Here is a 15044-nt window from a genome sequence, read left to right on the forward strand (position 1 = left end):
TAAGAAGGCGCTATGACATCACCCATGCCCTCAGGGCAAACGTCATTATTGTTGCAGATGACACAGCGCCTCGCGCTGTCCGACGCGCATTTTCGTCGGATATGTCAGTTAATCTACCAGCGTGCGGGGATCGTGCTTGCGGACCATAAGCGAGACATGGTCTACAACCGGCTGGTGCGGCGCTTGCGTACGCTGGGGCTGGATGATTTTGGCCGCTATCTGAGCATGCTCGAAGCGAACCAGAACAGCGCCGAATGGCAGGCATTTATCAACTCATTAACCACCAACCTGACCGCGTTTTTCCGCGAGGCGCATCACTTCCCGGTGCTGGCGGAACACGCCCGTCGCCGTAGCGGAGAGTATCGCGTCTGGAGCGCGGCGGCCTCTACCGGGGAAGAACCGTACTCGCTGGCCATCACCCTGGCGGACACCCTGGGCATGGCGCCGGGCCGCTGGAAAGTGTACGCCAGCGACATCGATACCGAAGTGCTGGAAAAAGCCCGTAACGGCGTTTATCGCCAGGATGAGCTTAAAACGCTGTCTCCTCAGCAGCTACAGCGTTACTTCATGCGCGGTACCGGCCCGCATGAAGGACTGGTGCGCGTACGCCAGGAGCTGGCGAACTGCGTGGAATTTGCTCCCGTTAATTTACTGGATAAGCAGTACAACGTGCCGGGGCCATTCGACGCCATTTTTTGCCGTAACGTGATGATCTATTTTGATAAAACGACGCAACAGGACATCCTGCGTCGCTTTGTTCCGTTGCTCAAGCCTGACGGTTTACTGTTTGCCGGGCACTCGGAAAACTTCAGCAACCTCGTGCGTGAGTTTAGCCTGCGTGGGCAAACGGTATATGCGCTGAGTAAGGAAAAAGCATGAGTAAAATCAGGGTATTGTCTGTCGATGATTCGGCGCTGATGCGTCAGATCATGACCGAAATCATCAATAGCCACAGCGATATGGAGATGGTGGCGACAGCACCCGATCCGCTGGTCGCGCGGGATTTAATCAAAAAATATAACCCCGACGTGCTGACGCTGGATGTTGAAATGCCGCGCATGGATGGCATCGATTTCCTGGAAAAATTAATGCGCCTGCGCCCGATGCCGGTGGTGATGGTGTCATCTCTGACCGGTAAAGGTTCAGAAATCACCCTGCGCGCGCTGGAGCTGGGGGCGGTGGATTTTGTCACCAAGCCGCAGCTCGGCATTCGCGAGGGGATGCTGGCGTACAGCGAGATGATCGCCGAGAAAATCCGTACCGCGTCGCGCGCAAAACTCGCGGCCCACAAGCCGATGGCAGCTCCGGCAACCCTGAAGGCAGGGCCGTTACTCAGCTCGGAAAAGTTGCTGGTCATTGGGGCGTCAACCGGAGGAACAGAGGCAATTCGCCATGTACTCCAGCCATTGCCGCTCTCAAGCCCGGGTATCCTGATTACGCAACATATGCCGCCAGGGTTTACCCGTTCGTTCGCGGAGCGCCTGAATAAGCTGTGTCAGATCAGCGTGAAAGAGGCGGAAGATGGCGAGCGCGTGCTGCCGAGTCACGCCTATATCGCCCCGGGTGACAAGCACATGGAGCTGGCGCGCAGCGGGGCGAACTATCAAATCAAAATTCATGACGGGCCGCCGGTTAACCGGCACCGTCCGTCGGTGGATGTGCTGTTTCATTCGGTGGCGAAACATGCGGGGCGCAACGCCGTTGGGGTGATCCTGACGGGGATGGGCAACGACGGCGCCGCCGGAATGCTTGCGATGCACCAGGCTGGTGCCTGGACGATTGCGCAGAATGAAGCAAGTTGTGTGGTGTTCGGCATGCCGCGCGAGGCCATCAATATGGGTGGCGTAAGCGAAGTGGTCGATCTTAGCCAGGTAAGCCAGCAGATGCTGGCGAAAATCAGTGCCGGACAGGCAATACGTATTTGACTCAGGAGTATTATTTTATGGCGGATAAAGAGCTTAAGTTTTTGGTTGTGGATGACTTTTCCACCATGCGTCGCATTGTGCGCAACCTGCTGAAAGAGCTGGGCTTCAACAATGTTGAAGAAGCAGAAGACGGGGTGGATGCGCTGAACAAACTCCAGGCTGGCGGGTTTGGTTTTGTGATTTCCGACTGGAACATGCCGAACATGGACGGTCTCGAACTGCTGAAAACCATCCGCGCGGATGCGGGCATGGCCTCTCTGCCGGTGCTGATGGTGACCGCAGAAGCGAAGAAAGAGAACATTATTGCCGCTGCACAGGCGGGCGCAAGCGGCTACGTGGTGAAGCCATTCACCGCGGCGACTCTGGAAGAGAAGCTCGGGAAGATCTTCGAGAAACTCGGCATGTGAGGTGATGGATATGTTGCAACCTGCTATGAAACCCGTTGAAGAACATTCGCCGAGCGACATTATTGCCCGCATTGGTAGCCTGACCCGCATGCTGCGCGACAGCCTGCGCGAGCTGGGGCTGGACCAGGCTATCGCCGAAGCGGCGGAAGCCATCCCTGACGCGCGCGACCGTCTGGACTACGTCGTGCAGATGACCGCGCAGGCGGCGGAGCGTGCGCTGAACAGCGTTGAAGCCTCGCAGCCGCACCAGGATGCGATGGAGAAGGGGGCGAAAGCGCTGAGCAAACGCTGGGATGAGTGGTTTGAGAACCCTATTGAGCTGGCGGATGCCCGCGAACTGGTAACGGATACCCGTCAGTACCTGGGTGACGTGCCGGGGCACACCAGCTTCACCAATGCCCAGCTGCTGGACATCATGATGGCACAGGATTTCCAGGACCTCACCGGCCAGGTGATCAAGCGCATGATGGATGTGATTCAGGAGATTGAACGTCAGCTGCTGATGGTGCTGCTGGAGAACATACCGGAACCGGCTGCCCGTCCGAAACGCGAGAACGAAAGCCTGCTCAATGGTCCACAGCTTGACACCAGCAAAGCGGGCGTGGTGGCAAGCCAGGATCAGGTGGACGATCTGCTGGACAGTCTTGGTTTCTGATTGCGCGTTCTGCCTCAGGTCGTTAACGCGGCCTGAGGCAGCTCAGAATAAAAACAGCGAAAAGAGCCCGAATAAACGGGCTTTTCCCGCCATTGGATTTTCTCTGCGCTGGCATGATACCCGTGAATTAATGGGCTGCGAGCAGGCACAGTGGCAGAAGAGAACGACGACAAAACAGAAGCCCCCACACCCCACCGACTTGAAAAAGCCCGTGAGGATGGGCAGATCCCCCGATCCCGAGAGCTGACATCCCTGCTGATCCTGGTGGTGGGCGTCTGCATAATCTGGTGGGGCGGGGAGATGCTTGCCCGCAGACTGGCGGGAATGCTCTCGGCTGGCTTACGTTTTGATCACAGCATGGTCAATGACCCCAATCTGATCCTCATTCAGATCATCAACCTTGTGAAAAGCGCGATGCTCGCCTTGCTGCCGCTGATCGCGGGCGTGGTCATCGTGGCCCTGGTTTCGCCGGTCATGCTCGGTGGCCTGGTGTTCAGCGGAAAATCGCTGCAACCGAAATTCTCTAAGCTCAATCCGTTCCCCGGCATTGCGAAAATGTTTTCCGCGCAAACCGGGGCTGAGCTTCTTAAAGCGATCCTGAAATCGCTTCTTATGGGCAGTACCGCCGGTTTTTTTTTGTGGCACCACTGGCCGGAGATGATGCGCCTGATCAGCGAGTCCCCGATGACGGCGATGAAGAATGCCCTGAACCTGGTCGGGTTATGCTCGCTGCTGGTGGTACTCAGCATTATTCCGATGGTGGCGTTCGACGTTATCTTCCAGATCTTTTCCCATATCAAAAAGCTGCGAATGTCGCGTCAGGACATCCGCGATGAATATAAGCAGATGGAAGGCGACCCGCACGTTAAGGGCCGTATCCGCCAGATGCAGCGCGCCGCCGCGCGTCGGCGCATGATGGAAGATGTGCCGAAAGCCGACGTCATCGTCACCAACCCGACTCACTACTCCGTGGCGCTTCAGTACGACGAAAACAAAATGAGCGCGCCGAAAGTGGTGGCGAAAGGGGCCGGGCTGATTGCGCTGCGCATTCGTGAAATCGCCACGGAAAACCGTGTGCCGATCCTGGAAGCACCGCCGCTGGCTCGCGCGCTGTATCGCCACGCGGAAATTGGACAACAGATCCCGGGCCAGCTCTACGCCGCTGTCGCAGAGGTGCTGGCCTGGGTGTGGCAACTGAAACGCTGGCGTTTAGCGGGCGGTCAACGACCTGTAAAACCTGAGAACCTGCCGGTGCCTGAAGCACTGGATTTTTTGAACGAGAAGGACACTGATGGCTAATCTGGTGGCAATGTTGCGCCTGCCCGGCAACCTGAAATCGACGCAATGGCAGATCCTTGCCGGACCGATTCTGATCCTGCTAATTCTGTCGATGATGGTGCTGCCGTTACCGGCATTTATCCTCGACCTGCTTTTCACCTTCAACATTGCGTTGTCCATCATGGTGTTGCTGGTGGCGATGTTCACCCAGCGCACGCTGGAGTTCGCCGCGTTTCCAACGATCCTGCTGTTCACCACGCTGCTGCGCCTGGCGCTGAACGTTGCCTCCACGCGTATCATCCTGATGGAAGGGCACACCGGCGCGGCGGCGGCGGGCAAGGTGGTCGAAGCCTTCGGTCACTTCCTGGTGGGCGGCAACTTCGCCATCGGTATCGTGGTGTTCGTCATTCTGGTGATTATTAACTTCATGGTTATCACTAAAGGGGCGGGGCGTATCGCAGAAGTGGGCGCGCGCTTCGTGCTCGACGGGATGCCGGGCAAGCAGATGGCCATCGACGCGGACCTGAATGCCGGGCTGATCGCGGAAGATGAAGCGAAAAAACGCCGTGCTGAAGTGACCAAGGAGGCAGATTTCTACGGCTCCATGGACGGTGCGAGTAAGTTTGTGCGCGGTGACGCCATCGCGGGCATTCTGATCATGGTGATTAACGTCGTCGGCGGCCTGCTTGTCGGCGTGCTGCAACACGGCATGGACATGGGCCACGCAGCGGAAAGCTATACGCTGCTGACCATTGGTGATGGTCTGGTGGCGCAGATCCCGGCGCTGGTGATCTCCACCGCGGCGGGCGTGATTGTGACTCGCGTCAGTACCGATCAGGACGTGGGCGAGCAGATGGTGGGGCAGCTCTTCAGCAACCCGCGCGTTATGCTGCTCTCCGCGGCGGTGCTGGGCCTGCTCGGTATGGTGCCGGGCATGCCAAACCTGGTATTCCTGCTGTTCACCGCTGCGCTGCTGGGGCTTGCCTGGTGGATGCGTGGCCGGGAAACGCAGCCTAAGGCAGAGCCTGCGCCGGTCAAAATGCCTGAGAACACCCAGGCGGTGGAAGCCACCTGGAACGACGTACAGCTCGAAGATTCGCTGGGGATGGAAGTGGGGTACCGCCTGATCCCGATGGTGGATTTCCAGCAGGATGGTGAGCTGCTTGGCCGTATCCGCAGCATTCGTAAAAAATTCGCCCAGGATATGGGCTTCCTGCCGCCGGTGGTCCACATCCGGGACAATATGGATCTCCCGCCCGCGCGCTACCGCATCCTGATGAAAGGGGTGGAAATCGGCAGCGGTGATGCGTACCCCGGCCGCTGGCTGGCGATTAACCCGGGCACCGCCGCAGGCACGCTGCCGGGTGAGCAGACGACCGACCCGGCCTTTGGTCTGGCGGCAATCTGGATTGAGAGCGCCCTGAAAGAGCAGGCCCAGATTCAGGGTTACACGGTCGTTGAGGCCAGTACCGTGGTGGCAACGCACCTCAACCACCTGATTGGCCAGTTCTCCGCGGAACTGTTTGGACGTCAGGAGGCGCAGCAGCTGCTCGACCGCGTAACGCAGGAGATGCCGAAGCTGACCGAAGATTTGGTGCCGGGCGTACTGACCTTAACCACCCTGCACAAAGTGCTGCAAAATCTGCTCGATGAGAAGGTGCCCATTCGCGATATGCGTACCATCCTTGAGACGCTGGCCGAACATGCGCCGCTGCAAAGCGATCCGCACGAACTGACGGCGGTGGTGCGCGTGGCGCTTGGACGCGCCATTACCCAGCAATGGTTCCCGGGAACCGGCGAAGTGCAGGTCATTGGCCTGGACACGCCGCTGGAACGTCTGCTGCTTCAGGCGTTGCAGGGCGGTGGCGGGCTGGAGCCGGGTCTGGCGGACAGATTACTGGCGCAAACCCAGGAGGCGCTGGCGCGTCAGGAGATGCTGGGCGCGCCGCCGGTGCTGCTGGTGAATCACGCGCTGCGTCCGTTGCTGTCGCGCTTCCTGCGCCGGAGCCTGAACCAGCTGGTAGTGCTGTCGAATATGGAGCTGTCCGATAACCGCAATATTCGCATGACGGCGACCATAGGAGGGAAATAATGCGTAAGTGGCTGTGGATCTTACTTTTCCCGTTGGCGGCGCAGGCCGCAGGCGAGGGGGCATGGCAGGCCAGCAGTATCGGCTTGACGCTCAACCATCGGGGTGAGTCGATCTCCTCCCGTCCGCTGTCCGCCTCTGAGCCCGTGTCCGGGCAGATGACGCTGGTGGCCTGGAATTACACCCTGACGGGACCCACACCGGCCGGGTTGCGGGTGCGGCTGTGCTCGCTGACCCGCTGCGCGGAAATCGAGGGTCAACGTGGCACTACCCAGGCCTTCAACGGGGTGTCTGCTCAGGAGCCTTTACGCTTTATCTGGGAAGTGCCAGGCGGTGGACGTCTGATCCCGGCGCTGAAGGTTCAGCGCAACGAGGTGCTCGTCAACTACCGCTAACTGCCCGCCTTTTCGCCAGTCTCCAGGCATTTCTGAAGGCTGGCTCGCAAAAATGACCTTCCCTTTTGATACAAAAGAAACGCTGTTTTATAAATCAGTGACACGCGTATTGACACTCTTTGCGTTTTTGCCATTCACCACTTTGTGATGGCAGAAACAGAAAGGTATCAACAGGTCGATACTTTTACTGTAGCCGTGTAAAAACTCCCGGACGAGGTTGCTTACAGGGAGTCTCCCAAAACTGATTAGGGTTGACGGCAATGAAAACACGTAAAATTGGACTCGCAAATTATTTTGCTTACGGGTCAGGGGACTTCCTCGGGGCGGGGACTACCGCCCTGACGGCCGCCTGGCTTTTGTATTTTTATACCACCTTCTGTGGACTCACACCGATTGAAGCAACCTTTATCTTCGCTGCCGCAAGGGTGCTGGATGCGGTTGTCAGCCCGTTAATGGGCTTTTTAACCGATAACTTTGGCACCACCTGGCTGGGCAAGCGTTTTGGCCGTCGTAAGTTCTTCATCCTGCTCGGTATTCCCTGCGTTTTCAGCTACTCGCTGATGTGGGTAGGGGACATGAGTTTCTGGTACTACCTGCTGACCTATCTGATCTTTGATATCGTCTACACCATGATCCTGGTGCCGTACGAAACGCTGGTGCCGGAGATGACGGACGATTTCAAACAGAAAACCAAATTCTCCGGGGCGCGAATCTCTATGGCGCAGATGTCCGCCATTCTGGCCTCCTTCCTGCCGGGGATCCTGCTCACGCATTTCGGCAAAGACAACGCGATCTCCTTCTTCTATGCAAGCCTGGTCTTCTCCGTACTCTGCGCGCTGATGCTTACTTTCGTCTGGTTCTTCACCTGGGAGCGTCCGCGGGAAGAGTGGTCTGAAGCGGCTCTGCGTGCCGAGGAAGAGAAGAAAAAGCTGACCCTGGGCCAGAGCCTGAACCGTCTTTTTGTCGAATTAAGTTCGACGCTGCGCATCAAGATTTTCCGCCAGCATCTGGGGATGTACCTTGGCGGCTACATCGCCCAGGACGTCTTTAATGCGGTGTTCACCTATTACGTGGTATTTGTGCTGATGCAGGAGGCGTCAATGGCGTCCAACCTGCTGGGCACGATGGCCATCTTCCAGTTCCTCGCCGTGATCGGCATGATCCCGCTGTGCATTCGCTTCGGACCTGCGCCGTCTTACCGCATGGTGGTCGTGCTGTTTGGTCTGGCCTCGCTCTCTTACGCGGTGCTTTATTACGCGGGCCTGAGCGACGTTTACGCTCTGCTGCTGCTGATCTCTGCGGTTGCCGGTCTTGGCCGCGGGGGTATCAACTACGTACCGTGGAATACCTACACCTACATTGCTGACGTGGACGAAGTGATCACCGGTCAGCGTCGCGAAGGGATCTTCGCGGGCATCATGACGCTGACCCGTAAAGCGTCTCAGGCCGGTGCGGTGATGCTGGTGGGGATCGTGATGCAGATGTCGGGCTTTGTCAGCGGGCAAAAAGTGCAGCCTGCGGAAGTGAGCCACACCATTCTGATGATCCTGAGCGTTGGCACTATTCTGGTGCTGTTCTGCGGCTTCCTTGTCTCCCTGCGCTTCAAACTCAATTTGCAGACTCACAGCACCCTGCGTGAAGAGACCGCGAAAATGCGCGAGTCCGGCCATGCGATGCCAGAGGCGGTGACCCCGCAGGCCCGCGCTACCGTGGAGATGCTGGCGGGAATGCCGTATGAATCCCTGTGGGGCAACAACAACATCGGTTATCTGAATCGCAATAAGCCGGCGGCCCCTTCGCTGAAGGAACGCGCGGTACTGAATTCGACATACAACAGAGGTTAAGATGATGAAAGTTTGGCCTGTCAAACATAGCCCGTTACTGCGTCAGCCTGAGCGCTTTATCGCCAGGGATGAGCTGAAATCGCTGATTCAAAAGGTGACGCATAACCTGGTCAATATCCACGACAAAACGGGTGAGTTTTTGCTGCGGCTGGACGACGGGCGCGTGATCGACACCAAAGGCTGGGCCGGATGGGAATGGACCCACGGCGTCGGTTTATACGGTATCTGGCAGTATTACTGCCAGACCGGTGACGAAGGCATGCGCGAGATTATCGACAGCTGGTTTGCTGACCGTTTCGCTGAAGGCGCAACCACCAAAAACGTGAATACCATGTCGCCGTTCCTGACGCTGGCGTATCGCTACGAAGAGACCAAAAACCCTGCCTGGCTGCCGTGGCTGGAAAGCTGGGCGGAATGGGCGATGAATGAGATGCCGCGCACCGAACATGGCGGCATGCAGCACATCACCCTGGCGGAAGAGAACCATCAGCAGATGTGGGATGACACGCTGATGATGACGGTGCTGCCGCTGGCGAAAATCGGCAAGCTGCTGAACAAGCCGGAGTACGTCGAGGAGGCGATCTATCAGTTCCTGCTCCACGTACAGAATCTGATGGATCGGGAGACCGGGCTGTGGTTCCACGGCTGGAATTACGACGGTAATCACAACTTTGCCCGGGCCCGCTGGGCGCGCGGCAACAGCTGGCTGACCATCGTGATCCCGGATTTCCTCGAGCTGGTGGATCTGCCGGAAAACAACGCCGTTCGTCGCTATCTGGTGCAGGTACTGAACGCGCAGATCGCCGCACTGGCAAAATGTCAGGACGAGAGTGGATTGTGGCATACGCTGCTGGACGATCCTGATTCTTATCTGGAGGCGTCGGCCACGGCAGGGTTTGCTTACGGCATTCTGAAAGCCGTGCGCAAGCGTTATGTCGGCGCAGAGTACGCAGAGGTGGCGGAGAAAGCGATTCGCGGCATCGTGCAAAACATCTCGCCGGAAGGGGAGCTGCTGCAAACGTCCTTCGGGACGGGGATGGGAAGCGATCTGGCGTTTTACCGCCAGATACCGCTGACCTCGATGCCGTATGGCCAGGCAATGGCGGTTCTGTGTCTGACGGAATATTTGCGGAAATATTTCTGATAATAAAAAACCCGGCGCTCGCCGGGTTTCTTTTTTACATACGTTCTACGGTTTCGATACCCAGGGTATCCAGACCGAGCTTCAGTGTCTTCGCCGTCAGCTGCGCCAGCTTCAGGCGGCTGTGACGCACCGCTTCGCTCTCGGCAGAGAGGATAGGGCAGTGTTCGTAGAAGCCAGAGAACAGACCGGCCAGATCGTACAGGTATGCACACATAACGTGCGGCGTACCGTCACGCGCGACCACGGAGAGCGTCTCTTCGAACTGAAGCAGGCGGGCAGCCAGCTGTGCTTCACGGTCTTCGGTAAGGGTCACCGTAGCATTCGCCAGCACGCTTTCGTCGATATTGGCTTTACGGAAGACGGAGAGTACGCGGGTATAAGCGTACTGCATATATGGCGCCGTGTTGCCTTCAAACGCCAGCATGTTGTCCCAGTCGAAGATATAGTCGGTGGTACGGTTCTTGGAGAGATCCGCGTATTTCACCGCGCCGATCCCAACCGCGTTAGCCAGTTTCTCCAGCTCGTCTGCTGGCATATCCGGGTTCTTCTCGGCCACCAGGCGACGCGCGCGTTCCAGCGCTTCATCCAGCAGATCGGAAAGCTTCACGGTGCCGCCCGCACGGGTTTTGAACGGCTTACCGTCTTTACCCAGCATCATGCCGAACATGTGATGTTCCAGCGGCACGGAATCCGGCACATAACCCGCTTTACGCACGATAGTCCACGCCTGCATCAGGTGCTGGTGCTGACGGGAGTCGATGTAATACAGCACGCGATCCGCATGCAGGGTTTCGTAACGGTATTTCGCACAGGCGATGTCGGTGGTGGTGTAGAGATAGCCGCCATCCTTTTTCTGGACGATCACACCCATCGGTTCGCCTTCCTTGTTTTTATACTCATCAAGGAACACCACCGTTGCGCCTTCGCTTTCCACCGCCAGATTTTTAGCTTTCAGGTCCGCCACAATGCCTGGCAGCATCGGGTTATACAGGCTTTCACCCATCACGTCGTCACGGGTCAGGGTCACGTTCAGACGGTTATAGGTGAGCTGATTCTGGGACATGGTAATATCCACCAGCCTGCGCCACATCTCGAGGAAGTACGGGTCGCCGCCTTGAAGTTTCACCACGTAGCTGCGCGCGCGCTCGGCGAAGGCTTCATCTTCGTCATAGTGCTTTTTGGCTTCACGGTAGAAACCTTCCAGGTCTGCCAGCGCCATTTCGCCTGCGTTTTCCTGCTGCTGCTTTTCCAGATACGCGATCAGCATGCCGAACTGCGTGCCCCAGTCGCCTACGTGGTTAGCGCGGATCACCTTGTGACCAAGGAACTCCAGGGTACGCACCGCCGCGTCACCGATGATGGTGGAGCGCAGGTGACCGACGTGCATCTCTTTCGCCACGTTTGGCGCGGAGTAGTCAACCACCACGGTCTGCGCTTCTGGCTGAGCCACGCCCAGACGGTCAGACTTCAGCGCCGCGTCAACGTGGCTTGCGAGGAATGCAGGCTCAAGGAAAATGTTGATAAAGCCTGGACCGGCGATTTCGGTTTTGCTGGCGATGCCGGTGAGATCCAGATGCGTCAGTACCTGCTCAGCGAGCTGTCGCGGCGGCATGCCCAGTTTTTTAGCCACTGCCATCACGCCATTAGCCTGATAGTCGCCAAACTGTACTTTCGCTGACTGACGAACCTGTGGTTCGCAATCCGCAGGCGCACCTGCGGCAATCAGTGCCTGACTGACTTTTTCTGAGAGAAGAGCCTGAATATTCACCTGGATACCTTACGTTTTTGATGCGGGTAAAAAACACCCACGCCAGTTTAAGAATTTAGGGCGGGAGTATACTGCAAATGCCTTCGGGCGTCAGCCCTGCGGGGGGCGAAGATCGCTCAGAATCCAGGCGAAGACGGTATGCATAATCATGCAGTCGAAAAAACCGTGATTCTGCGGTTGGTCGACAGAGGGCAACAGAGTAAATTAGCGGCTTTGCGACACGAAACGAGACTGACCTATGGCGAACTGGCATACCATTGACGAACTGCATGATATTTCCGCAGATTTACCGCGCTTCACTCAGGCGTTCACAGAACTTGCCACCCGTCTCGGGCTGGATATCGCGCCGCTTGAGGCCGATCACATCTCTTTGCGCTGCCACCAGAATGCCACCGCCGAACGCTGGCGGCGTGGCTTTGAGCAGTGCGGAGAACTGCTGTCGGAGAATATCATTAACGGTCGCCCGATCTGCCTGTTCAAACTTCACGCGCCGGTAACGGTGGCGCACTGGCAATTCACCGTTGTGGAACTGCCCTGGCCAGGAGAGAAGCGTTATCCGCACGAAGGCTGGGAGCATATCGAAATTGTTCTGCCTGGGGAGCCCGAGACGCTGAACGCCCGTGCGCTGGCGCTGCTTTCCGACGAGGGGTTAAGCCAGCCGGGTATTTTCGTCAAAACCAGCTCGCCAAAAGGGGAGCGCGAACGCTTACCGAACCCTACGCTTGCCGTAACGGACGGCAACGTGACGGTGAAATTCCATCCCTGGACTATCGAGCAGATCGTCGCCAGCGAAGCGTAAGCATTGTGAGCGTCGATCCAGACATCAATCGGGCAACGTGCCACGATGGTACGTTGAGTGAAATTTAAGGAGGATGACATGGCGCTGCTGGAAATTTGTTGTTACAGCGTGGAGTGTGCCGTCACTGCGCAACGGCAGGGGGCCGATCGCATCGAGCTTTGCGCGGCACCGAAAGAAGGAGGATTAACCCCGTCCTTTGGCGTGCTGAAATCAGCCCGTCAGGCCATCACTATTCCGGTGCACCCGATTATTCGCCCGCGCGGCGGTGATTTTTGTTATACGGCGGGTGAGTTCAGTGCCATGCTTGAGGATATCGCCCTCGTCCGTGATTCCGGTTTTCCGGGGCTGGTGATCGGTGTGCTGGACGAAGACGGCAACATCGATCTTCCGCGTATGCGTCAGGTCATGCGCGCCGCCCGGGGGATGGCGGTCACTTTTCATCGTGCGTTCGATATGTGTAAGGATCCGATACAAGCCTTTGATATGCTGGCAGAACTGGGCGTGGCGCGCGTTCTGACGTCGGGCCAGCAGTCCTCGGCTGAAAAAGGACTGAAATTAATTACGGAACTAAAAGCACATTCCGGTGTTCCAATAATCATGGCGGGCGCAGGAGTACGCGCCAGCAATCTGGAACTGTTTTTAAACGCAGGGGTGGAAGAGCTGCACAGCTCGGCGGGTAAATGGATACCTTCACCCATGCGTTATCGCAATACAGGGTTGTCAATGTCGACGGATGCTGAAGCGGATGAGTACTCACGCTACGGTGTGGATGGAGAGTCGGTTGCGGTAATGAAATCGTTGATTGAACGTCATCACGTGTAGCAACGTACCGATTTTTACCGCGCATCATGTCGCCCAATATGATGCTTGCTTGTACCAGGCCCCTGCAAATTACACAGGGGCCTTTTTTTCTTTTTTGCCCGGTGGCGCTGCGCTTACCGGGCCTACGAAATCACGCGTAGGCCGGGTAAGGCGCAGCCGCCACCCGGCTAAAGGCTACGGCTTGGTCGCAATCAATACCGCACGCATCGGGGCCGGATAGCCTTCTATGGTTTTACTGTGATCGTCCGGGTCGAGGAATTGCTCCAGCGATTCGGTGATCATCCAGTCGGTGCGGCGCTGTTCCTCAACCGACGTCACGCACACATCGGCGATGCGTACATCGACAAATCCACATTTCTCCAGCCAGTTCTTCAGCGCCAGCGCGGAAGGGATGAAGTAAACGTTGCGCATCTGCGCATAGCGATCGCCCGGCACCAGAACGGCATGTTCATCGCCTTCGATGACCAGCGTTTCCAGCACCAGTTCGCCGCCGCTGACCAGCTGATCTTTCAACTGCCAGAGATGCTCCAGCGGGGAACGACGGTGGTACAGCACGCCCATCGAGAAAACGGTATCAAACGCTTTCAGGGCAGGGAGTTGCTCGATACCCAGCGGCAGCAGGTGCGCACGCTGGTCGTTACCCAGCAGCTTACGCACCGCTTCAAACTGGCACAGGAACAGCTGCATCGGATCGATACCGACGGCCAGATGCGCGCCTGCGCCGATCATGCGCCACATGTGATAGCCGCTACCGCAGCCCACGTCCAGAATGGTGCGCCCGGTCAGGTCGGATAAATGCGGCAGAACGCGATCCCACTTCCAGTCAGAGCGCCACTCGGTGTTGATATTTACACCGTACAGCGAGAACGGCCCTTTGCGCCACGGCATCAGGTTACGCATCAGCGTTTCGATGCGGTTGATCTGCCCGGCCGGGAGCGGCTCTTCGCTCTCCGCCGTCACGCTGTGCAGCAAATCCAGACGATGAGGCGTCAGTTCAGGCAGAAACTCCACGGCGTTGGACCACTGCTTCAACAGACCATGCTGCTGATCGCGCTGCCAGGTGGCAATTTGAGCAGGCAGGGTTTCCAGCCAGTGGGAAAGGTGGTTTTTGGCAATCAGCTGATAGAAATTACCGAACTCGATCATGCTGCGTCTCCGGCTTTAAGCGCCACCAGAGAACCAAAGTTAAAGCACTGGAACCACAGTTCGCTGTGTTCAAATCCGGCTTTGCGCAGGCGCGCTTTGTGGGTTTCTACGGAATCCGTCAGCATGACGTTTTCAAGCATGCTGCGCTTCTGGCTGATCTCCAGCTCGCTGTAGCCATTTGCACGCTTGAAATCATGGTGCATGTTGAACAGCAGTTCGCCCACGCTGGCGTCTTCAAAGCTGAATTTCTCAGACAACACCAGCGCGCCGCCCGGGTTCAGGCCCTGATAAATTTTATCCAGCAACCGCTGACGATCGTCCGGCACCAGGAACTGAAGGGTAAAGTTCAGTACCACCATCGAGGCGTTCTGGATGTCGATATCGCGGATATCGCCTTCTACCACCTCCACAGGCGTAGGGGCTTTATACGCGTCAATGTGGCGACGGCAGCGTTCGACCATGGCCGGTGAGTTATCGACAGCCACAATCTTGCAGCCTTCGTGATGAACGTTACGACGAATGGACAGCGTTGCCGCTCCCAGCGAACAGCCCAGGTCATAGACCTGAGTGCCGGGTTGAACAAAACGCTCCGCCAGCATGCCGATCATGGAGATAATATTGGAATAACCGGGAACAGAGCGCTGGATCATATCCGGGAAGACTTCGGCTACCCGTTCATCAAAGGTCCAGTCGCCCAGGCTGGCGATAGGCGCGGAAAAAAGCGTGTCGCGATCTGACATAACGTAAAAATCCGGGAAAAATAAAGGGGCAT

At 57.4% G+C, this 15044-nt stretch carries 14 protein-coding genes; 11 read left to right on the forward strand and 3 right to left on the reverse strand.

Annotation, left to right across the window (positions count from 1 at the left end):
* Positions 1-12 precede the first annotated feature (12 nt).
* The 9 genes from cheR to INF61_RS07210 all read left to right on the forward strand — a co-directional run bounded on the left by cheR (position 13) and on the right by INF61_RS07210 (position 9737).
* On the forward strand, positions 13-879 hold the full coding sequence (cheR, locus tag INF61_RS07170; RefSeq protein WP_017384409.1) for a protein-glutamate O-methyltransferase CheR: 867 nt from the start codon (positions 13-15) through the stop codon (positions 877-879).
* Positions 876-1925, forward strand: a complete 1050-nt coding sequence (locus INF61_RS07175; RefSeq protein WP_193547646.1) for a chemotaxis response regulator protein-glutamate methylesterase — start codon at positions 876-878, stop codon at positions 1923-1925. Before cheR ends, INF61_RS07175 begins: the two co-directional genes overlap by 4 nt.
* A gap of 17 nt (positions 1926-1942) precedes the next feature.
* Positions 1943-2332: a chemotaxis response regulator CheY gene (gene cheY / locus INF61_RS07180; protein ID WP_000763862.1), complete on the forward strand. Its 390-nt coding sequence runs from the start codon at positions 1943-1945 to the stop codon at positions 2330-2332.
* Between the two features lie 10 nt (positions 2333-2342).
* Positions 2343-2987 carry a protein phosphatase CheZ gene (gene cheZ, locus INF61_RS07185; RefSeq protein WP_003859718.1) on the forward strand — a complete coding sequence of 215 codons (645 nt, stop codon included), beginning with the start codon at positions 2343-2345 and terminating at the stop codon, positions 2985-2987.
* A 150-nt stretch (positions 2988-3137) separates the two neighbouring features.
* On the forward strand, positions 3138-4286 hold the full coding sequence (gene flhB / locus INF61_RS07190) for a flagellar biosynthesis protein FlhB (RefSeq protein WP_193547647.1): 1149 nt from the start codon (positions 3138-3140) through the stop codon (positions 4284-4286).
* On the forward strand, positions 4279-6357 hold the full coding sequence (flhA, locus tag INF61_RS07195; protein WP_193547648.1) for a flagellar biosynthesis protein FlhA: 2079 nt from the start codon (positions 4279-4281) through the stop codon (positions 6355-6357). The genes flhB and flhA overlap by 8 nt, the downstream gene beginning before the upstream one ends.
* Positions 6357-6749 (forward strand): flagellar protein FlhE, encoded by a 393-nt coding sequence (locus INF61_RS07200; protein ID WP_023303901.1) that lies wholly within the window; start codon positions 6357-6359, stop codon positions 6747-6749. The genes flhA and INF61_RS07200 overlap by 1 nt, the downstream gene beginning before the upstream one ends.
* Positions 6750-7009: 260 nt before the next feature.
* On the forward strand, positions 7010-8593 hold the full coding sequence (locus INF61_RS07205) for an MFS transporter (RefSeq protein WP_193547649.1): 1584 nt from the start codon (positions 7010-7012) through the stop codon (positions 8591-8593).
* A gap of 4 nt (positions 8594-8597) precedes the next feature.
* Positions 8598-9737, forward strand: coding sequence for a glycoside hydrolase family 105 protein (locus INF61_RS07210; protein WP_032672077.1), 1140 nt, complete (start codon positions 8598-8600; stop codon positions 9735-9737).
* A gap of 34 nt (positions 9738-9771) precedes the next feature.
* Here the strand turns inward: INF61_RS07210 and argS are convergent, their stop codons facing one another.
* Entirely contained in the window at positions 9772-11505 is a 1734-nt protein-coding gene (gene argS / locus INF61_RS07215; protein ID WP_017693239.1) for an arginine--tRNA ligase, read from the reverse strand.
* Positions 11506-11743: 238 nt separating this feature from the next.
* Between argS and INF61_RS07220 the strand changes: the two genes are divergently transcribed.
* Positions 11744-12304: a VOC family protein gene (locus INF61_RS07220; protein ID WP_015570274.1), complete on the forward strand. Its 561-nt coding sequence runs from the start codon at positions 11744-11746 to the stop codon at positions 12302-12304.
* A 78-nt stretch (positions 12305-12382) separates the two neighbouring features.
* Positions 12383-13126: a copper homeostasis protein CutC gene (gene cutC, locus INF61_RS07225; protein WP_193547650.1), complete on the forward strand. Its 744-nt coding sequence runs from the start codon at positions 12383-12385 to the stop codon at positions 13124-13126.
* A gap of 174 nt (positions 13127-13300) precedes the next feature.
* Here cutC and cmoB read toward each other — a convergent pair whose 3' ends face one another.
* Both cmoB and cmoA read right to left on the reverse strand, forming a co-directional pair.
* A complete protein-coding gene (gene cmoB / locus INF61_RS07230; RefSeq protein ID WP_015570275.1) occupies positions 13301-14272 on the reverse strand; it encodes a tRNA 5-methoxyuridine(34)/uridine 5-oxyacetic acid(34) synthase CmoB in 972 nt (323 codons plus the stop codon).
* On the reverse strand, positions 14269-15012 hold the full coding sequence (gene cmoA, locus INF61_RS07235; protein WP_003859735.1) for a carboxy-S-adenosyl-L-methionine synthase CmoA: 744 nt from the start codon (positions 15010-15012) through the stop codon (positions 14269-14271). Before cmoA ends, cmoB begins: the two co-directional genes overlap by 4 nt.
* Between the last annotated feature and the right edge of the window lie 32 nt (positions 15013-15044).

Source organism: Enterobacter cloacae complex sp. P18RS, assembly GCF_014982105.1.
Classification (GTDB): domain Bacteria; phylum Pseudomonadota; class Gammaproteobacteria; order Enterobacterales; family Enterobacteriaceae; genus Enterobacter; species Enterobacter hormaechei_C.

Bases quoted from the DNA above. Each gene is read 5' to 3' on its own strand.
- cheR (WP_017384409.1), top strand. From the start codon at position 13: ATGACATCACCCATGCCCTCAGGGCAAACGTCATTATTGTTGCAGATG.
- INF61_RS07175 (WP_193547646.1), top strand. From the start codon at position 876: ATGAGTAAAATCAGGGTATTGTCTGTCGATGATTCGGCGCTGATGCGT.
- cheY (WP_000763862.1), top strand. From the start codon at position 1,943: ATGGCGGATAAAGAGCTTAAGTTTTTGGTTGTGGATGACTTTTCCACC.
- cheZ (WP_003859718.1), top strand. From the start codon at position 2,343: ATGTTGCAACCTGCTATGAAACCCGTTGAAGAACATTCGCCGAGCGAC.
- flhA (WP_193547648.1), top strand. From the start codon at position 4,279: ATGGCTAATCTGGTGGCAATGTTGCGCCTGCCCGGCAACCTGAAATCG.
- INF61_RS07200 (WP_023303901.1), top strand. From the start codon at position 6,357: ATGCGTAAGTGGCTGTGGATCTTACTTTTCCCGTTGGCGGCGCAGGCC.
- INF61_RS07205 (WP_193547649.1), top strand. From the start codon at position 7,010: ATGAAAACACGTAAAATTGGACTCGCAAATTATTTTGCTTACGGGTCA.
- INF61_RS07210 (WP_032672077.1), top strand. From the start codon at position 8,598: ATGAAAGTTTGGCCTGTCAAACATAGCCCGTTACTGCGTCAGCCTGAG.
- INF61_RS07220 (WP_015570274.1), top strand. From the start codon at position 11,744: ATGGCGAACTGGCATACCATTGACGAACTGCATGATATTTCCGCAGAT.
- cutC (WP_193547650.1), top strand. From the start codon at position 12,383: ATGGCGCTGCTGGAAATTTGTTGTTACAGCGTGGAGTGTGCCGTCACT.
- cmoB (WP_015570275.1), bottom strand. From the start codon at position 14,272: ATGATCGAGTTCGGTAATTTCTATCAGCTGATTGCCAAAAACCACCTT.
- cmoA (WP_003859735.1), bottom strand. From the start codon at position 15,012: ATGTCAGATCGCGACACGCTTTTTTCCGCGCCTATCGCCAGCCTGGGC.